The organism is Paraperlucidibaca wandonensis (assembly GCF_042677145.1).
GTDB classification, from domain to species: domain Bacteria; phylum Pseudomonadota; class Gammaproteobacteria; order Pseudomonadales; family Moraxellaceae; genus Perlucidibaca; species Perlucidibaca wandonensis.
On sequence record NZ_JBHTIT010000001.1, the window covers coordinates 225,525 to 241,675 of the forward strand.

Genomic DNA, 16,151 nt, shown 5'->3' on the forward strand with positions numbered 1-16,151 from the left:
GTCAGCAGCAGATGAATCAAGTCGATGTGGTGATTGTAGGTGCCGGTTTAGCAGGACTAACGGCGGCTCGGCAATTAGTCGGTACTGGTTTAACAGTGGCCGTGCTGGAGGCCCGTGAGCGTGTCGGTGGCCGCAGTTGGAGCGAATGGCATGAGGGTATGCCGATAGATCGTGGTGGAGCATGGGTCGGGCCAACGCAGTTACGCATGCTGGCTTTGGCAAAAGAATTTAATCTGCAGTTATTGCCCACCAGTCGCACCTTGAAGCAGGTGTATTGCTCCGGTGGCTCGCACAAAATTCATGGCGATAAGGTCTTTGGGCTGATCACTAGTAGCGGTGCGCCGCATGATTGGCGCTTGATTCCCGCATTGTTGCGCATTAGCTGGCAGCTCAATCGGCTCGCCGCTACGGTGCCTGTTGGCGCACCTTGGCAGGCTGCAAAAGCGGCTAAGTGGGATGCTATGAGCTTGGGCGATTGGCTCGATAAGCAGCTGTTTTTATCGCCAACGATTCGCGCCATCGCCGAGGCATCATTTGAAACCTTATGGGGAGCGAATGCGCAGGAGCTGTCGTTTTTATTCGTGCTGCATTACATCGCCTGCGCTGGCGACGAGTATACGCCGGGTAACTTTGAGCGCTTAACAGCGAGCATCGATGGCGCGCAAGACTGTCGTTTTGCCGAAGGCAGTCAGTCGGTGTCGAATGCGCTGGCCGCCGCACTTGGCGAGCGTGTGTATTTTGATGCCGCAGTAGAAAAAATTGATATGCACGGGGCCTATGCCGAAATAACGACAAAGCAGGGCGTATGGCGTGCAGCCGATGTCATCGTCGCAGTGCCGCCGCCGCAGCGCCTAAATTTTGCTATCGAGCCGCCATTGCCACTTGAGCAACGCCAGCTTTGCGAGGTGTATCGCATGGGGCGCTTAATGAAAGTGGTGGTGCGTTATGAGCGAGCGTTTTGGCAGCAGGCGGGCTTGTCGGGCAATACCATCTTGGCTGACGGCCCGATTAATTTGTTATTTGATGTCTCGACGCCGCACGGCGCAGGTATTTTAGCGTTTATTGGCGGTGAGCATTTAGATGTGTTTTCGCAGCTCAGCGAGGCCGAGCAACGCGAACAAGTGCTCTCAACATTAGTCCGTGCTTTCGGTGAGCAGGCACGTACGCCGCGCGAGCTCATTTCGCAAAATTGGGTTGATGAGCCGTGGAGTGGCGGCGCGCCGACTGGCTATTTAGCCCCTGGTGCATTGATGCGCTATCGCGATGCGTTATCGGCGCCACATCATTCCATTATTTGGGCCGGCACTGAGTTGCCGGGGTACTGGACTGGCTATATGGAAGGGGCGGTGCGTTCGGGCGAGCGCGCAGCGGCGGCGGTGATTGGCCGTGCAAGGAGTAGCTTGGTGAGCTAGCATAAGCCCCTTGTTTTTTGCCATTGAGGGGCAATACCCATGCCCATTATCCTAGCGGCAGTTGATGCCGTACTTGCTGCTCACAGCGATCCCTATTTAGGGGGCGCCGCGAGCTACGCTTTATTGGCGCGCGCTTCAGATACGCAAGTCACCGACGATGGTCGTGTATTTGTACACATCGTTTTGCCGTACCCACATCGTGATCCTGCTGGTGCTTTTGCGGCGCCGCTGGAAGCCGCGTTGCACGTTGCCGGCGCGCGTGATGTTCATATTCGTTGGTCACACGAGATTCCACGTATCAAGCCACAGGGCGAGGTTGCGCCACTGACTTTGGCGCGTAATGTGATTGCCGTGGCTTCTGGCAAAGGCGGCGTTGGTAAGTCCACCACTGCGGTGAATTTGGCCTTAGCTTTGGCACGCGAAGGTGCAAAGGTCGGCCTGCTCGATGCCGATATTTACGGCCCTAGCTTGCCCACCATGCTCGGCATTGGCATCGGTAAATATCCCGATACCGTCGATGATGCTTGGTTTGTCCCGCATCACGCCCATGGCGTAGATGTCATGTCCATCGGCTTCTTATTGCAAGGCGATAGCCCCGTGGTTTGGCGTGGCCCGAAAGCTACTGGCGCATTGATTCAGCTAGTCTCACAAACACGTTGGTCGAGCTTAGATTATTTGATTGTCGATATGCCGCCGGGCACGGGCGATATCCAGCTAACACTCGCGCAACGAGTGCCAGTCGCTGGCGCAGTAGTAGTGACAACGCCGCAAGATATCGCGACATTAGATGCGAAAAAAGGCATCGAAATGTTCCGTAAAGTCGATATCAATGTGCTCGGCATTGTTGAGAATATGTCACAACATATTTGCACTAACTGCGGCCATACCGAGGCAATTTTCGGCTCTGGCGGTGGTGTGCAAATGGCCGAGCAATACGACGTTGCGCTGCTCGCGCAGCTGCCCTTAGATAAACGTATTCGTGAGCAGACTGATGCCGGTTGCCCAACCGTTGCGGCTGATCCAGACGGCAGTTTAGCGCAGCAATACACTGAGCTAGCGCGTCGCGTCTCCGCGCGCTTGGCCCTTGGTCAACGTGTGGCCGACACTCGAATTCCTTTAAACCCATCATCGAAGTAGTGAGTTAGGCATGAGCATCAAATCAGATCATTGGATCCGCCGTATGGCCGAGCAACAAGGCATGATTGAGCCTTTCGAGCCTGGTCAAGTTCGTCATCAAGGTGAGCAGCGCATTATTTCTTACGGCACTTCAAGCTACGGCTACGATGTTCGTTGCGCCAATGAATTCAAGATTTTCACCAATATCAACTCGACTATTGTGGATCCGAAAAACTTCGACGAAAAAAACTTTGTCGATGTCGTTTCCGATGTCTGCATCATTCCGCCGAATAGCTTTGCCTTGGCGCGCACCGTTGAGTATTTCCGCATCCCGCGCAGCACTTTAGTGGTGTGTTTGGGTAAGTCGACCTATGCCCGTTGCGGCATCATCGTGAACGTGACACCGCTAGAGCCAGAATGGGAAGGTCATGTGACTTTGGAGTTTTCCAACACCACTAACCTGCCGGCAAAAATCTATGCCAATGAAGGCGTGGCACAGATGCTATTTTTCGAGTCCGATGAGATTTGTGGCACGTCGTATAAAGATCGTGGCGGTAAATACCAAGGTCAGCGCGGAGTGACTTTGCCGCGCACTTAAATATGCAAGATAGTATTTAAAAGAGCGCCTCATAAGGCGCCTTTCCTTAAAGAGCACTCACTTACTAGAGCACAACGCCATGACTCATCGCGCCACGTTAGATTTTCTCTTAAACGATTGGCTTGATGCGCCAGCGCTATGCCAGCGACCTTTTCATGCTGATCACAGTGCCGATACCTTTGCTGCCGTACTCGACTTAAGTGAGCAAGTAGCCACTGAGCAATTCGCACCAATTAATCGTCTCGTGGATATCGAAGAGCCTGAGTTTGATGGCGAGCGTGTGCTGCTACCAAAACAGACAGAGGCCGCACTGAACTGCTTTAGTGAGGCCGGCCTGATGGCTGCTAGCAAACCCGAAGCGGTTGGCGGCATGCAGCTGCCGACAGTCGTTGAAATGGCCTCGATGAGTTTTTTCTACAAGGCCAGTGTCGCGCTAGCGGCCTATCCCATGCTCACTCGCGGCAATGCCAACACCATTTTTGCGCATGGCACACCCACTCAAATTGACGTGTTTGCTAAGCCAGGCTTTGCTGGCACGAGCTTCGGCACCATGTGTTTGAGTGAGCCGCAAGCTGGCTCAAGTTTGTCCGATATCCGTACTAAAGCTGTACCCGACACTGGTTGTGGCGATTGGGCCAATGACCCGCTGGGCCCACGCTATCGCTTGAGCGGTAATAAGATGTGGATCTCCGGTGGCGAGCATGAGATGGGCGATAACATCGTGCATTTGGTGTTGGCAAAAATTCCCGATGCGACTGGCCAGCTAGTATCCGGCGTGCGCGGCATTTCTTTGTTTATCGTGCCACGCAAATTAGTCAGCGCTGAGGGTGAAATTAGCGATATTCGCAACGACGTTGCGCTGGCGGGTTTAAATCACAAGTGCGGCTATCGCGGCACGGTGAATACGCTGCTGAATTTCGGCGAGGGTAAATACCTCGTCGATGGCCAGTCCGGCGCTGTTGGCTACCTGATTGGAGGCGAGGGCAAAGGCTTAAGCTGCATGTTTACGCTGATGAATGAAGCGCGCATTGCGGTGGGCTTAGGCGCGACCATGCTTGCTTATGCTGGCTTTGAGGCCTCTCTAGACTACGCCAAGCAGCGACCACAAGGTCGTCATGCCAGCCCTGCTGGTAAAGATCCGAGCAGCCCACAAGTGCCGATCATTGAGCACACCGATGTGAAGCGCATGCTGATGGCGCAGAAAGCCATCGCCGAAGGCGGGTTGGCGTTGGGTTTGTATTGCGCGCGTTTAGTAGATGAGGAAAGCACAGGGACTGAGGCGCAAGCACATGAAGCTCGTCAACTCTTAGAGCTGCTCACGCCGATTGCGAAAAGCTGGCCTAGTGAGTGGGCTCAGGAGGCTAATAGCTTGGCAATTCAAGTGTTTGGCGGCTATGGCTACACACGAGATTTTCCGGTGGAGCAATATTGGCGCGATAACCGTTTGAACATGATTCATGAAGGCACGCATGGTATTCAGGGCTTAGATTTATTGGGTCGTAAAGTTCTTATGAATCAAGGTGCTGCATTGAAGCTACTGATGGCTCGAGTACATGCCACAGCACAGCAGGCGTTTGCTCAGGATGCAAATCAGGATAAGTCGAAAAGCACATTAAGTGAGCATGCAGAAGCTTTGCAAAGTGCGTGGCAAGAAATTGCTGCAGCAGCGCAAGCCGCATGGTCGACGGCTAAGCCCGAGGAGGCGCTCGCCAATGCCACCGCCTATATGCAAGGTTTTGGTCATGGTGTATTGGCGTGGATGTGGCTGGAGTTGGCGATGTCCGCAGAGCGCAGTGAGCACTTACCGGCAGACTTTCGAGCTGGTAAACGTGCTGCCTGCGACTATTTTTTCAATTATGAGCTGCCAAAAATTGGCGCATGGCTAGGTGTTGCAGCGCGCCGCGACATGACCTGTGCACAGGCCAGCGCGGCGATGTTTTAGCAACAGGTATCGTGGTTGGCTATTTAGCCGCGTCGCCAAGCCAAATCATGCGATAGGTCTCGGCACCATCTTGATGGATGATTTGCAGTGGTAAAAATGCCTGCGCCGGATCTAGCCATAGTGTGGTTTTGCGCTTGCCATCTTGGCGTACATAAACTTCGCTGTGACGAGCTTTGCCGGCGACAGTCAGGGTTTCATCGGCTTCTCGATGTAGGCTAATGGCGCTAATGCCTTTGCTGTCGGCGAGTGGATAGCTCGCTTTCGGCGCCCGATTAGCTAGGCGATCGGCGCGCAGCTGGACTTCAATATTGAGAATATCCACCAAGCCGGCCTTACCCGCGTATTGATAGACCTTGCCGCGTCGTTCTGAGCGAATGCTGCCGTCGGCTTGTTTTTCAATGCGTGCGACCTGCTTAAAAAGCAGCTGTAATGTGCGCTCGTAGCGCTGAAATTCGACTTGGCCATGCGCCCACTGGAAGTCACTAATCTCACTGAATGATGCCAAGCCGACAACGCTGGCGTGGGTTTCGTAACGGCATTGTGTCGCCTTGCAACTTAGGCTGCGCGTCGCATCTCCTTCAAGCTTGCCATCCCAGCTTAAGTGGTAGCGCTCCTTTGTTTGCGGCAATGGCATGGTGTTGGAGACAACAGGCGCAGTAACAGAAACAGCCGCAGGGGCAACGGCAGTAGGACTAGTGGCCGACGAAGTAGTAGCAACGGCAGCAGGCGAGATAGTAGTAACTACATTGGCTTGCGTTGGGCTAATACGTGCTGCAGTTTTACTGCCGTTAATGCTCTCGACCTCAGCGCTAGCTTCGCCGGCAATACCTGCGCTCGGAGCTGGAGCGAGCGGCAACTCATCGCTGCAACCACTCAGCATTTGGCTAATGACAATACCTAATAAAATGCCAACGATGACATTTATTGCCAGTCTAAGACGTGGATTTGTACGCATAAATTGCTCTTAGCTAATGAAGGGGTGTCGGCGACTATTTGTGCGCTTGTAGTGGCTCTAATAGCGGTTTGTTATCGAGTGCTATTTGGCCATCTTGCCAACGTAAGCGACCACTCGCGAGCCAGCCTAGTACACGCGGATAGAGCTGGTGTTCGGCTTGATGCACGCGTTGTGCCAGTGAATCAACGTTGTCGTGCTGATGCACGCTGACACGATGTTGAGCGATGACCGGGCCACCGTCGAGCTCGGGCGTAACGAAATGCACCGAGCAGCCATGCTTTGTATCACCAGCGTCGAGCGCGCGTTGGTGCGTGTGCAAGCCTTTGTATTTCGGTAGCAATGACGGGTGAATATTGATCAGACGGCCACTGTAATGACTGACAAAGTCGGGCGTGAGTATGCGCATAAAGCCGGCCAATATGACCATGTCTGGTGCCCATGCATCGATATGCTTGATCATTTCCGCATCGAAATCTATCCGCTCAGCATAGTCACGATGCTTGACCACAGCGGTTGCGACACCGGCACGAGTGGCGCGTGGCAGCGCCAAAGCTTCTTCACGATTGCTCAGTACGCCGACAATTTTAGCGTCGATAGGCGTCGCTGAGGCATTGGCTCCTTGGCCACAAACATCAAGCAATGCTTGCAAGTTGGAGCCACTTCCCGAGACTAAAACAACGACGCGATAGCTCACAGTTTAGGCAAACACCACAGTAGATTCGCTGTGCGTAGAGGTGGCGATTTTGCCCATTTTCCACGCTTTCTCGCCAGTGCTTTCAAGTTGCGCAATCGCCGCATCGGCGTGCTCGGCGGGAACAACCACAACCATGCCAACACCGCAGTTAAAGGTGCGATACATCTCGAAGCGCTCAACATTGCCTTCGGCTTGCAGCCATTGGAATAATGGCGGCCAGTTCCACGACGACTCATCAACAATGGCATCGCAGCCTTTAGGCAGCACGCGTGGCAGGTTGCCAGGCAAACCGCCGCCAGTGATGTGCGCCATGGCATGTACGGGCAGGGCTTTTACCAGTGCCAGCATTGATTTCACATAGATACGTGTTGGTGTCATCACCACATCGGCGAGGCTGCGACCATCAAGCTCGCTATTTAAGTCGGCCTTAGAGACTTCCAAGATTTTCCGCAGCAAGGAATAACCATTGGAGTGCGCGCCGCTAGAGGCAACGCCGATCAGCACATCGCCAGCACCGACTTTTTTACCATCGATGATATCGGCTTTTTCTACCACACCAACGGCAAAGCCGGCGAGGTCATAATCGTCACCTTCATACATGCCGGGCATTTCAGCAGTTTCGCCGCCGACTAAAGCGCAGCCAGCTTGGATACAGCCTTCGCCAATGCCAGTAACAACAGTGGCAGCTGTGTCGATATTGAGATGGCCAGTGGCGTAATAATCTAAGAAAAATAGTGACTCTGCACCGCAAACCACGAGGTCATTCACGCACATAGCGACTAAGTCGATGCCGATATGTTCATGACGATTGAGCTGCAAAGCTAAGCGCAGCTTGGTGCCAACACCATCGGTGCCAGAGACCAAGATCGGCTGTTTGTAGCCGGCAGGAATTTCGCAGAGTGCGCCAAAGCCGCCAAGGCCGCCCAATACCTCGGGGCGGCGGCTGCGTTTTGCCACGCCTTTAATGCGCTCAACTAAAAGATCACCCGCTTCAATATCAACGCCAGCGTCTTTGTAGCTGAGGGAAGGCTTGGAATCGGTCATGGCAAGGCTCGACGGTAAGGATTTAATAGGCGCGCATTCTATCAGCAAGGCGAGGGCTAGTCATCGCCGACTGAGCAGCGAGCAGTGATTGGCAGCAGGCATTTAGTGTTAGCCTATGCCGTCGATAATTGGCGCTGGCAAATTGGTGCTCAGCACAGCTGGGGTGTGGCATGGAAAATCGTGTGCGCTGGATGGTAGTAGCGGGTGTTTTGGCCTTGGCGGGGCTGATTTATGCCTTGCAGCCTATCCTCATGCCATTTTTAGTGGGGGCTTTATTTGCCTACTTAGGCAACCCCATTGTTGAGCGCCTGATGCGTTTTGGCTGGCGTCGCGTCACTGCCGTATCGGCAGCTTTTTTATCACTATGTTTGGCCGGCACTTTAGCCATGGTGCTGCTCTTACCCAAGCTCTGGGTGCAGCTGACTTATCTGCAATCACGCATTCCTTCGGTCTTGCGCTGGATGAATCGCCACGGCATTCCGTGGTTGGAAGATAAGCTCAATATCAATATCAACCGCTTAGATATGGACCTGATTTCCACCTGGATGGCCAAACTTTGGCAATCTAGCGATGGCACCACGACCGATGTTATCTCGCAAATTGCCAGCTCCGGCCTGCATGTCGCCGCATTTATTGGTTTGGTCGCACTGATTCCAGTAGTGACGTTTTATCTGCTCTTAGACTGGTCAGCGATTGTTAATAAATCGCGCAACCTATTGCCGCGTCGCTACGAACCATGGCTGGTGAATGTCGTGCAGGAGTGCGACACCGTGCTCGCCGCATTCTTACGCGGGCAGCTGATGGTGATGGTAGCTCTGGGCCTAATCTATGGCGTTGGCCTGCAGCTTGCGGGCATTAAATTAGCCATGGTGATTGGCCTCGTTGCTGGCCTAGCGAGCATCATTCCCTATGTTGGTTTTGGCGTTGGTATTGTCACTGCCACCATCGTGGCTCTGTTTCAGTTTGGCTATGAGTGGGAGCCGGTACTGATGGTTTGGTTGGTCTTCGGTGTTGGTCAGTTGATTGAGAGCTGGGTCTTACAACCTTGGTTGGTTGGCGACAGAATCGGCCTGCCACCCGTAGGCGTAATTTTCGCCATCATGGCTGGCGGCCAACTATTTGGCTTTGTCGGCATGTTATTAGCGCTGCCAATTGCCGCCATTATTGTCGTACTGATGCGGCATGCGCACACCAAATACATGAACAGTGAGCTGTACTGGCAGGGCACGCGCACCTTGGAAGAGCAGCCGCGTGACTGATGATTTATTCATGCCGCAGGAGCAGCTATTGTTGCCACTGCAGGCTCGTCACGATTTAAGTTTGGCGGATATTCCACCGCAGGCTTTTGCCTCAGTGCTGTCGGCATTGACGCAGCTGATGCAAGGTCAGCTGTCGCAAGTCTATATCTGGGGCGAGCCCGGCTCAGGGCGCTCACTGCTACTGTCGGCGCTAATGGCCAGCCAATCTAACGCGTCGCACGCAGTGATGCTGCCGCTCAAGCAAGTAGTGTTTATGCCGGTGGAAATGCTCGATGGTCTGGAGCAATGCCCCTTGGTCGTGCTCGATGACATCGATGCCTTGCGGCAATGGCCTGAGTGGCAGGAGGCGGTATTTCATTTTTACAATCGTATGAAAGCCGTTGGCGGGCGCTTGCTAGTCACCGGTGCGCAACCGCCGGCTGACCTACCTTTAGGGCTGGCCGATTTGCGTTCGCGCATGGCAGCATCCAGCGTTTACGCTTTGCCGGCCTGTAGTGATGAGGTGCGCAGTGAGTTACTAGCAGTTGCCGGTGCGCGCCGCTCGTGGAACTTGGGCGACGACACCGTTGCTTATTTGCTCAGTCGCGGCCCGCGCCGCCTAGGTCAGTTTTGGGCGCTTATTGAGCAGCTCGATAAATTTACGCTGCAGCAAAAAAGGCCACTGACCATCCCACTGATACGCGAGTGCATGAACGCCGCTTAAAACTCACCACCTTGGCTGGCGCGCTTAGCTTTCACATAGCGCAGGCTCATAGCAAATAAACTCATTTCGATAGCCAGTTTGGCCATTGCCATTTGACCATCAAGGCCTGGGCGAAACGTATCGACTGAAGCAAAGATGGCGTAAAACAGCAGCACAAAGCCTAGCCAAACCATTTTTCGAGCATCGCCACTGCGCATGGTGCCAATGAAAAATAGCAGTGGGATAGTGATGGCGGTGTAGACCAGCGCTACAGTTAAGGCCGAGACATTGCTTGGTGCATTGAGGGCACCGCTTAGTGGTATCCAAATCAGTAGCAAGACATAAAGTCCACGACACCAATTCAAGCGGCGCGTGGCGACATCGGCCATGGCGGCGCGTTCGCTGGCGCTGAGCAGTAGGTCGGGGTTGGGTTTAGCCATAATCGTGTCCAAGTCAGTATTGCGAAATTAGGTGTGGGGTTATACGGCGCTACTTATGTGCAAAATGCACAGCTATCTAGCGCAAGGCCAGGCCGGCATGAGCCCAGCGCGCCACGCGTTTGCCTAGGGCCTGAGCCAAGCTAGCTTCATGTGTAGTGATGGCGCGCTTGCTATCGCCACCCGCCCAATGCGAGGCGCCATAGGGCGTGCCGCCGCTTTCGGTCGCCAGTAGCGCTGGTTCTGCATAGGGTAGGCCAACTATAACCATACCGTGATGCATCAGCGGTAACATCATCGATAGCAGTGTGCTTTCTTGGCCGCCATGCAGTGAGCCGGTGGAGGTAAACACGGCCGCCGGCTTATCGATGAGCGCGCCATTGAGCCAGAGCGCTGTGGTGCCATCAAAGAAATATTTCATCGCGGAGGCCATATTGCCAAAGCGGGTTGGGCTGCCAACAATGAGTCCGGCGCATCCCGCCAAGTCATCGAGATCGGCATATAAGTCGCCGCTTTCTGGAATGTCTGGTGCTACTGCTTCGCAGTCGGTTGACACGCTGGGCACGGTGCGGAGACGAGCTTCTATGCCGGCACTTTCAACACCACGCGCAATGAGTTTGGCCAGTTCACGAGTGGCACCATGCCGGCTGTAATACAAAACTAAGATATAGGGATTGGACATGCGTGCCTCGACAGCAAGAGCGGGTCAGGGAATACTAGCCGATGCCGCCCGAGATAGGACATAACAAGACTAATGACACAGCGACTAAAGCAAATGGCGTCTATTTTACGCTCAACATTTGAGCACTTTCTGCAGGATGACTGTCGTCGTCACGCGGCGGCGTTGACCTTCACCACATTGTTTGCCGTGGTGCCAATGATGACCGTGGTGTTCACCGCGCTCGCCGCCATTCCGTCTTTGCAGCATGTCAGCGGCGATATTCAAGGCTTTATTTTCGATAATTTGGCACCAACCTCAGGTGCCGTCGTGCGCGATCAGCTCACGAGTTTTTCGCAGCAGGCAGGCCAGCTCACCATCGTCGGCATCATCATGTTGTTTGTCACTGCGGTGATGATGTTAGTGACTATTGAGAAGGCTTTTAATGAAATTTGGCAGGTGCAATCAGCGCGCAATGGCTTAGTGGCATTTTTGCGCTACTGGGCAGTGTTGAGTCTTGGGCCATTTCTATTGGGTGCCGGCTTTTTACTGTCGTCGTACTTAATGTCGCTGAAAGTGTTTAGCGACACGGCTGGCGTGGTTGGCACGGTTCTGCCGGGCATTGGCCTGATTCCGGTATTTTTCACCACGCTCGGATTCACACTGCTCTACACCACGGTGCCGAACTGCCGAGTACCGTGGCGTGCCGGCATTATTAGCGGTTTTGCCGCAGCGGTATTGTTTGAGTTGGCGAAAAAAGGCTTTGGTTTATTTATCACCAGCTTCAGCTCATACCAGTTGGTGTATGGCGCATTCGCGGCTCTCCCGGTCTTCCTATTGTGGATTTATATCTCGTGGATGATCATCCTTTATGGCGTGGAGTTGTCGCGCGGTGTGGCGCTGCAAGAAACCTTCAGTGAGGGCCAGCGCCATCCTGTGTTGACCATGCTTAGTGTCTTGGCCTTATTGCACGGCCGTCATCGTAATGGCGAAGGCGTGAAAGAAGTTGAAGTGATGCGAGTGGTTGGCAGACAGCATCAGGCCGACTGGTCTAGTTTTGCTAAGCTGTTAGATCAGCATAAATTGGCACGAACTACGCGTGAGGGCGATTTGGTGTTGGCACGCGATTTGTCCGACATCAACCTTTTAGACTTACTGAAGCAGCTACCATGGCAAATGCCATTAGCCGCTGACTTCGCCAGTTATCCATCGGAGCCATGGCTGGCGGGCGTGCAAGCGATCATTGCCCCAGTGGAAAAAACAATGGACGAATCGCTAGTGCAGCCTCTCGGCCAGCTGCTTGCGGTTGAGGTATCATAGCCACACATTTTTACAGGTTAAGTGCGCCTTAGCCTTTTTACTGCCCTCATACTCGATTGGAGTTTGCGCATGACCGTGATCAAACACGACGACCTGATTCAAAGCGTCGCCGATGCTCTGCAATTCATCTCGTATTACCACCCGCTGGATTTTATTCAGGCGGTGAACGCGGCGTATGAGCGTGAAGAGAGCCAAGCGGCAAAAGACGCGATGGCGCAAATTTTGATTAACTCGCGTCTGTGCGCCGAGGGCCATCGGCCTATTTGCCAAGACACCGGTATCGTTACCATTTTTGTTAAAGTTGGCATGGAAGTGCGCTGGGATCTCGGTGGCTTAAGCCTCGATGACGCCATCAATGAAGGCGTTCGTCGTGCCTATTTAAACCCGGATAACATCTTGCGCGCCTCGATTTTGCGCGACCCAGCAGGCAAGCGTCAAAACACAAAAGACAACACGCCTGCAGTGATTCATTACAGCATCGTGCCTGGCGACAAGCTCGATATCACCGTGGCAGCTAAAGGCGGTGGATCAGAAAATAAATCGAAAATGGTCATGCTCAATCCATCGGATTCGATTGTTGATTGGGTGCTAAAAACGGTGCCTACGATGGGCGCTGGCTGGTGCCCACCAGGCATGCTCGGCATCGGCATTGGTGGCACAGCCGAGAAGGCTGCACTGTTGGCGAAAGAGTCGTTGATGGACCCGATTGATATTCATGAGCTGATTGCGCGTGGCCCGCAAAATCGCGTTGAAGAGCTGCGCTTAGAGCTGTTTGAAAAGGTCAATGCGCTAGGTATTGGTGCGCAAGGCTTGGGCGGCTTGACCACGGTGCTTGATGTGAAAATCTTGGACTATCCAACGCATGCAGCTTCACTGCCGGTGGCGATGATTCCAAACTGCGCGGCCACACGCCATGTGCATTTTGTCCTCGATGGTAGCGGCGCTGCTGAGATGCCTGTGCCGAAGTTGGAAGACTGGCCTAAGCTTACCTTTGATGCGTCAAAATCTAAGCGCGTGAATCTTGATACCGTGACGCCAGCAGAAATTGCTGAGTGGCAGCCCGGCGATACTTTATTGCTCACTGGCACCATGTACACTGGTCGAGATGCAGCGCATAAGCGCATGGTGGAAATGTTTGCCAAGGGTGAGAAATTACCTATCGATTTGAAAGGTAAGTTTATTTACTACGTTGGTCCTGTTGATCCTGTGCGTGACGAAGTTGTTGGACCAGCCGGCCCAACAACTTCCACCCGTATGGACAAATTTACCGACACTGTGCTGGCTGAAACTGGCCTCTACGGCATGATCGGTAAGGCAGAGCGCGGTGCTTCTGGTATCGCTGCCATTAAAAAGCATAAGGCAGCGTATTTGATGGCCGTCGGTGGTGCAGCGTATTTAGTATCTAAAGCTATTCGTCATTCGCGAGTAGTGGCTTTTGAGGATCTTGGCATGGAGGCGATTTACGAATTTGTAGTCGAAGATATGCCGGTGAGTGTCGCGGTGGACGTGCACGGTAATTCAGTGCATGAGACGGCACCGAAAATCTGGCAAGCCAAAATTGGTAAAATTCCAGTTACTCAATAAACGAAATCCGCAGTTAAAAAAGGCCTGCAGATGCAGGCCTTTTTTTTTGATTGTTATGTGTTCATACAGGAGTGTGTGCTGTGACTACTAAACCAAGTTTGATTGTGTCTTCACTCGATGCCGATCGCTTAGATACCTTATTGGCTTCGCCTGATGCCAAGAGCTTTCCTGGTCGTAATGCGCTGGAGTCTGAGCTAGGTCGCGCTGATATTGTTGACCCTGAAGATATGCCACCCACCGTGGTGACAATGAACTCAACCGTGCGATTTAAGGTCGATGGCTCAAATGAGGAGTTCACTTTGACCTTGGTGTATCCAAAAAACGCCGATAGCAGTGGCCATACGATCTCAATTTTTGCACCGGTTGGCAGCGCGCTATTAGGCCTGTCGCAAGGAGATGAAATTGAGTGGCCAAAGCCTGGTGCTGGCGTATTGAAGGTGCGTATTGAAGAAGTGCTGTATCAGCCTGAGCGCGATGGTGATCTACATCGTTAATTGATGACTGATTCATTCAGTTGTCATTTTTGTACGGCATGGTGCTGTCATCTTAATTAAAGGTGACAGCACCATGCTTAGAAATCTCCTTGCACCTACCTCAATTGCAGCTGCCATTTTGCTTAGTGCTTGCGGTGGAGGCTCTACTAATGAGCCTGTGGATGCTGTCGCAGAGCAAACTCCCAGTCGCATTCAGATGAATTTTTTAGGGCGTTATGAGAGCGGAGTTTTTGGCGAAAGTGCTGCCGAGATCCCAGCAGTTGATATCGTTAGTAAGCGTGGCTTTGTGGTCAATTCTGAAAAAGGTGCGTTGGATGTGTTGGACTTAAGCGTACCCGCCAGTCCTAAGCTATTGTCAACTTTGCGTGTTAGCGACATTAACGGCATTCCAGCGAATGCTGTAGTGAACAGCGTAGCGTCAAAAAATGGCCTAGTGGCCATAGCAATTGAATCAAACCCGAAAACAGACCCTGGTTTCGTCGCACTATATCGCGCTAGTGACTTAGCGTTATTGGATTTTATCGAGGTAGGGGCGCAGCCAGACATGCTGGTTTTCACGCCTAATGGCTCGCAATTACTGGTGGCCAACGAAGGTGAGCCAGCAGATGACTATGCGACAGATCCTGAAGGCAGTGTCTCGGTTATTGATGTCAGCCTGCCATCAAAGTTGAGCTTACGTACGGCTAGCTTCCGTGCCTTTAATGATCAAGTTCAGCTACTGCGCCAGCAAGGTGTGCGTATCTTTGGTCGTAACGCCACCGTGGCGCAAGACCTTGAGCCTGAATACATTGCGGTGAGCCCAGACAGTAAAACCGCTTATGTTAGCCTGCAAGAAAACAACGCCATGGCAGTGATAGATCTCGCCACAGCTCGCGTCAGCAAGGTTTTGCCATTCGGCTATAAAGATCATGGCGTGATGGGCAATGGCTTTGCCGCCAATGATAAAGACACGGGCGTTAGCATTGCGCTGCATCCAGGTGTGTTGGGCATGTATCAGCCCGATGCCATTGCAGTGCATCAGTTCAATGGTGTTGATTACGTCGTCACGGCAAATGAGGGCGATGCGCGTGAGTGGGGCGACTTTGTTGAGGAGATGCGTGTCGGCGATTTGTTTGCCAGCAAGGGCTTCAAAGGCCCATCCATCGACCTCGCCAGCCTAGCGGGTGGTGCAATTCTTAATCCCGCAACATTTAGTTATTGTGGCGCTAGCTTGACCTCTGCGGGAAACTGCCTTGCGAATGATGTGTTGGGCCGCCTTAATGTGACGTGGACGCAGGGCTACCAGCGCAATAGTGATGGCTCGCCAAAGCTTTATACCCAGCTGGGCGAACTAGCTGATGCGAATACAGCAAAAGCCGATGCGCGCCTGATGTATGACAATGTGTATTCGTTTGGCGCTCGCAGCATGAGCGTATTTTCTGGCAATACCGGTGCTTTGGTCTGGGACTCAGGCGATTTCATTGAGCAGTACACCGGCGGCGACTTATGCAAAGCGGGTGTTTTGCGCGACACACTGTGTAAGAGCTTCTTTAATAGTGGGCATGACAAGGTTGCGCTTAATGACCGTAGCGATAACAAAGGTCCAGAGCCAGAAGGCATAGTGCTCGGGCAGATTGGTATTAAAACCTTTGCCTTTTTAGGTCTTGAGCGTGTGGGTGGTGTCATGGCTTTCGACATTAGCGATCCAAGAAATCCTGTATTTCAGGACTACTTAAATACGCGTGATTTTTCGGTAGCGAAGCCAGCTGCAGCGTCTGGTGACTTAGGTGCTGAAGGCTTGGCATTTGTTCCAAGTGCCTTGTCTCCAACGGGTAAGCCTTTGCTTATTACCGGCCATGAGGTCAGTGGTACCACCAGCGTGTATGAGGTGGTTGGAAAGTAAAATAGCGTCATTTTTGCGTGATGCGATGGGAATGCTTATGCCGTAGCATAGTCATTCCCATTTTTCGTTTGAGT

General features: G+C 53.0%; 14 protein-coding genes and 1 pseudogene. 10 read left to right on the forward strand and 5 right to left on the reverse strand.

Annotated features, from left to right (window positions below):
- Positions 1-11: 11 nt before the first annotated feature.
- From ACFQ0F_RS01030 to ACFQ0F_RS01045, 4 genes and pseudogenes are all read left to right on the forward strand, one after another.
- On the forward strand, positions 12-1,412 hold the full coding sequence (locus ACFQ0F_RS01030) for a flavin monoamine oxidase family protein (protein ID WP_379068095.1): 1,401 nt from the start codon (positions 12-14) through the stop codon (positions 1,410-1,412).
- A 162-nt stretch (positions 1,413-1,574) separates the two neighbouring features.
- A pseudogene (gene apbC / locus ACFQ0F_RS01035) lies at positions 1,575-2,549 on the forward strand (iron-sulfur cluster carrier protein ApbC); the annotation flags it as partial.
- 10 nt (positions 2,550-2,559) lie between these two features.
- Positions 2,560-3,126: a dCTP deaminase gene (gene dcd, locus ACFQ0F_RS01040; RefSeq protein WP_379068098.1), complete on the forward strand. Its 567-nt coding sequence runs from the start codon at positions 2,560-2,562 to the stop codon at positions 3,124-3,126.
- A 79-nt stretch (positions 3,127-3,205) separates the two neighbouring features.
- Positions 3,206-5,068 (forward strand): acyl-CoA dehydrogenase, encoded by a 1,863-nt coding sequence (locus ACFQ0F_RS01045; RefSeq protein ID WP_379068101.1) that lies wholly within the window; start codon positions 3,206-3,208, stop codon positions 5,066-5,068.
- A 19-nt stretch (positions 5,069-5,087) separates the two neighbouring features.
- Here the strand turns inward: ACFQ0F_RS01045 and ACFQ0F_RS01050 are convergent, their stop codons facing one another.
- The 3 genes from ACFQ0F_RS01050 to purM are packed head-to-tail and all read right to left on the reverse strand — an operon-like array spanning position 5,088 to position 7,761.
- The gene (locus ACFQ0F_RS01050; RefSeq protein WP_379068104.1) at positions 5,088-6,023 is read right to left on the reverse strand and encodes a DUF3108 domain-containing protein; all 936 of its coding nucleotides are present in this window, start codon (positions 6,021-6,023) and stop codon (positions 5,088-5,090) included.
- A 34-nt stretch (positions 6,024-6,057) separates the two neighbouring features.
- Complete coding sequence (purN, locus tag ACFQ0F_RS01055; protein ID WP_379068107.1) at positions 6,058-6,717, reverse strand: phosphoribosylglycinamide formyltransferase; 660 nt, start codon at positions 6,715-6,717, stop codon at positions 6,058-6,060.
- 3 nt (positions 6,718-6,720) lie between these two features.
- Positions 6,721-7,761: a phosphoribosylformylglycinamidine cyclo-ligase gene (gene purM, locus ACFQ0F_RS01060; RefSeq protein ID WP_379068110.1), complete on the reverse strand. Its 1,041-nt coding sequence runs from the start codon at positions 7,759-7,761 to the stop codon at positions 6,721-6,723.
- A 170-nt stretch (positions 7,762-7,931) separates the two neighbouring features.
- Here purM and ACFQ0F_RS01065 point away from each other — a divergent pair, with 170 nt between their 5' ends.
- Complete coding sequence (locus tag ACFQ0F_RS01065; RefSeq protein WP_379068113.1) at positions 7,932-9,020, forward strand: AI-2E family transporter; 1,089 nt, start codon at positions 7,932-7,934, stop codon at positions 9,018-9,020.
- On the forward strand, positions 9,013-9,723 hold the full coding sequence (gene hda / locus ACFQ0F_RS01070) for a DnaA regulatory inactivator Hda (RefSeq protein ID WP_340676259.1): 711 nt from the start codon (positions 9,013-9,015) through the stop codon (positions 9,721-9,723). The genes ACFQ0F_RS01065 and hda overlap by 8 nt, the downstream gene beginning before the upstream one ends.
- Here hda and ACFQ0F_RS01075 read toward each other — a convergent pair.
- Both ACFQ0F_RS01075 and wrbA read right to left on the reverse strand, forming a co-directional pair.
- The gene (locus tag ACFQ0F_RS01075; RefSeq protein WP_379068117.1) at positions 9,720-10,142 is read right to left on the reverse strand and encodes a DUF2069 domain-containing protein; all 423 of its coding nucleotides are present in this window, start codon (positions 10,140-10,142) and stop codon (positions 9,720-9,722) included. The two genes, hda and ACFQ0F_RS01075, sit on opposite strands and share 4 nt — an antisense overlap.
- Positions 10,143-10,218: 76 nt before the next feature.
- Positions 10,219-10,821 carry an NAD(P)H:quinone oxidoreductase gene (gene wrbA / locus ACFQ0F_RS01080; protein ID WP_340676261.1) on the reverse strand — a complete coding sequence of 201 codons (603 nt, stop codon included), beginning with the start codon at positions 10,819-10,821 and terminating at the stop codon, positions 10,219-10,221.
- A gap of 72 nt (positions 10,822-10,893) precedes the next feature.
- On the opposite strand from wrbA, the gene ACFQ0F_RS01085 reads away from it, so the two are divergent.
- From ACFQ0F_RS01085 to ACFQ0F_RS01100, 4 genes are all read left to right on the forward strand, one after another.
- Positions 10,894-12,117: a YihY family inner membrane protein gene (locus ACFQ0F_RS01085; RefSeq protein WP_340676262.1), complete on the forward strand. Its 1,224-nt coding sequence runs from the start codon at positions 10,894-10,896 to the stop codon at positions 12,115-12,117.
- 69 nt (positions 12,118-12,186) lie between these two features.
- Positions 12,187-13,701 carry a fumarate hydratase gene (locus tag ACFQ0F_RS01090; RefSeq protein ID WP_379068122.1) on the forward strand — a complete coding sequence of 505 codons (1,515 nt, stop codon included), beginning with the start codon at positions 12,187-12,189 and terminating at the stop codon, positions 13,699-13,701.
- Between the two features lie 80 nt (positions 13,702-13,781).
- Positions 13,782-14,195 carry a nucleoside diphosphate kinase regulator gene (gene rnk / locus ACFQ0F_RS01095; protein WP_379068125.1) on the forward strand — a complete coding sequence of 138 codons (414 nt, stop codon included), beginning with the start codon at positions 13,782-13,784 and terminating at the stop codon, positions 14,193-14,195.
- A 73-nt stretch (positions 14,196-14,268) separates the two neighbouring features.
- Positions 14,269-16,077, forward strand: coding sequence for a choice-of-anchor I family protein (locus tag ACFQ0F_RS01100; RefSeq protein WP_379068128.1), 1,809 nt, complete (start codon positions 14,269-14,271; stop codon positions 16,075-16,077).
- The last annotated feature ends 74 nt before the right edge of the window (positions 16,078-16,151 follow it).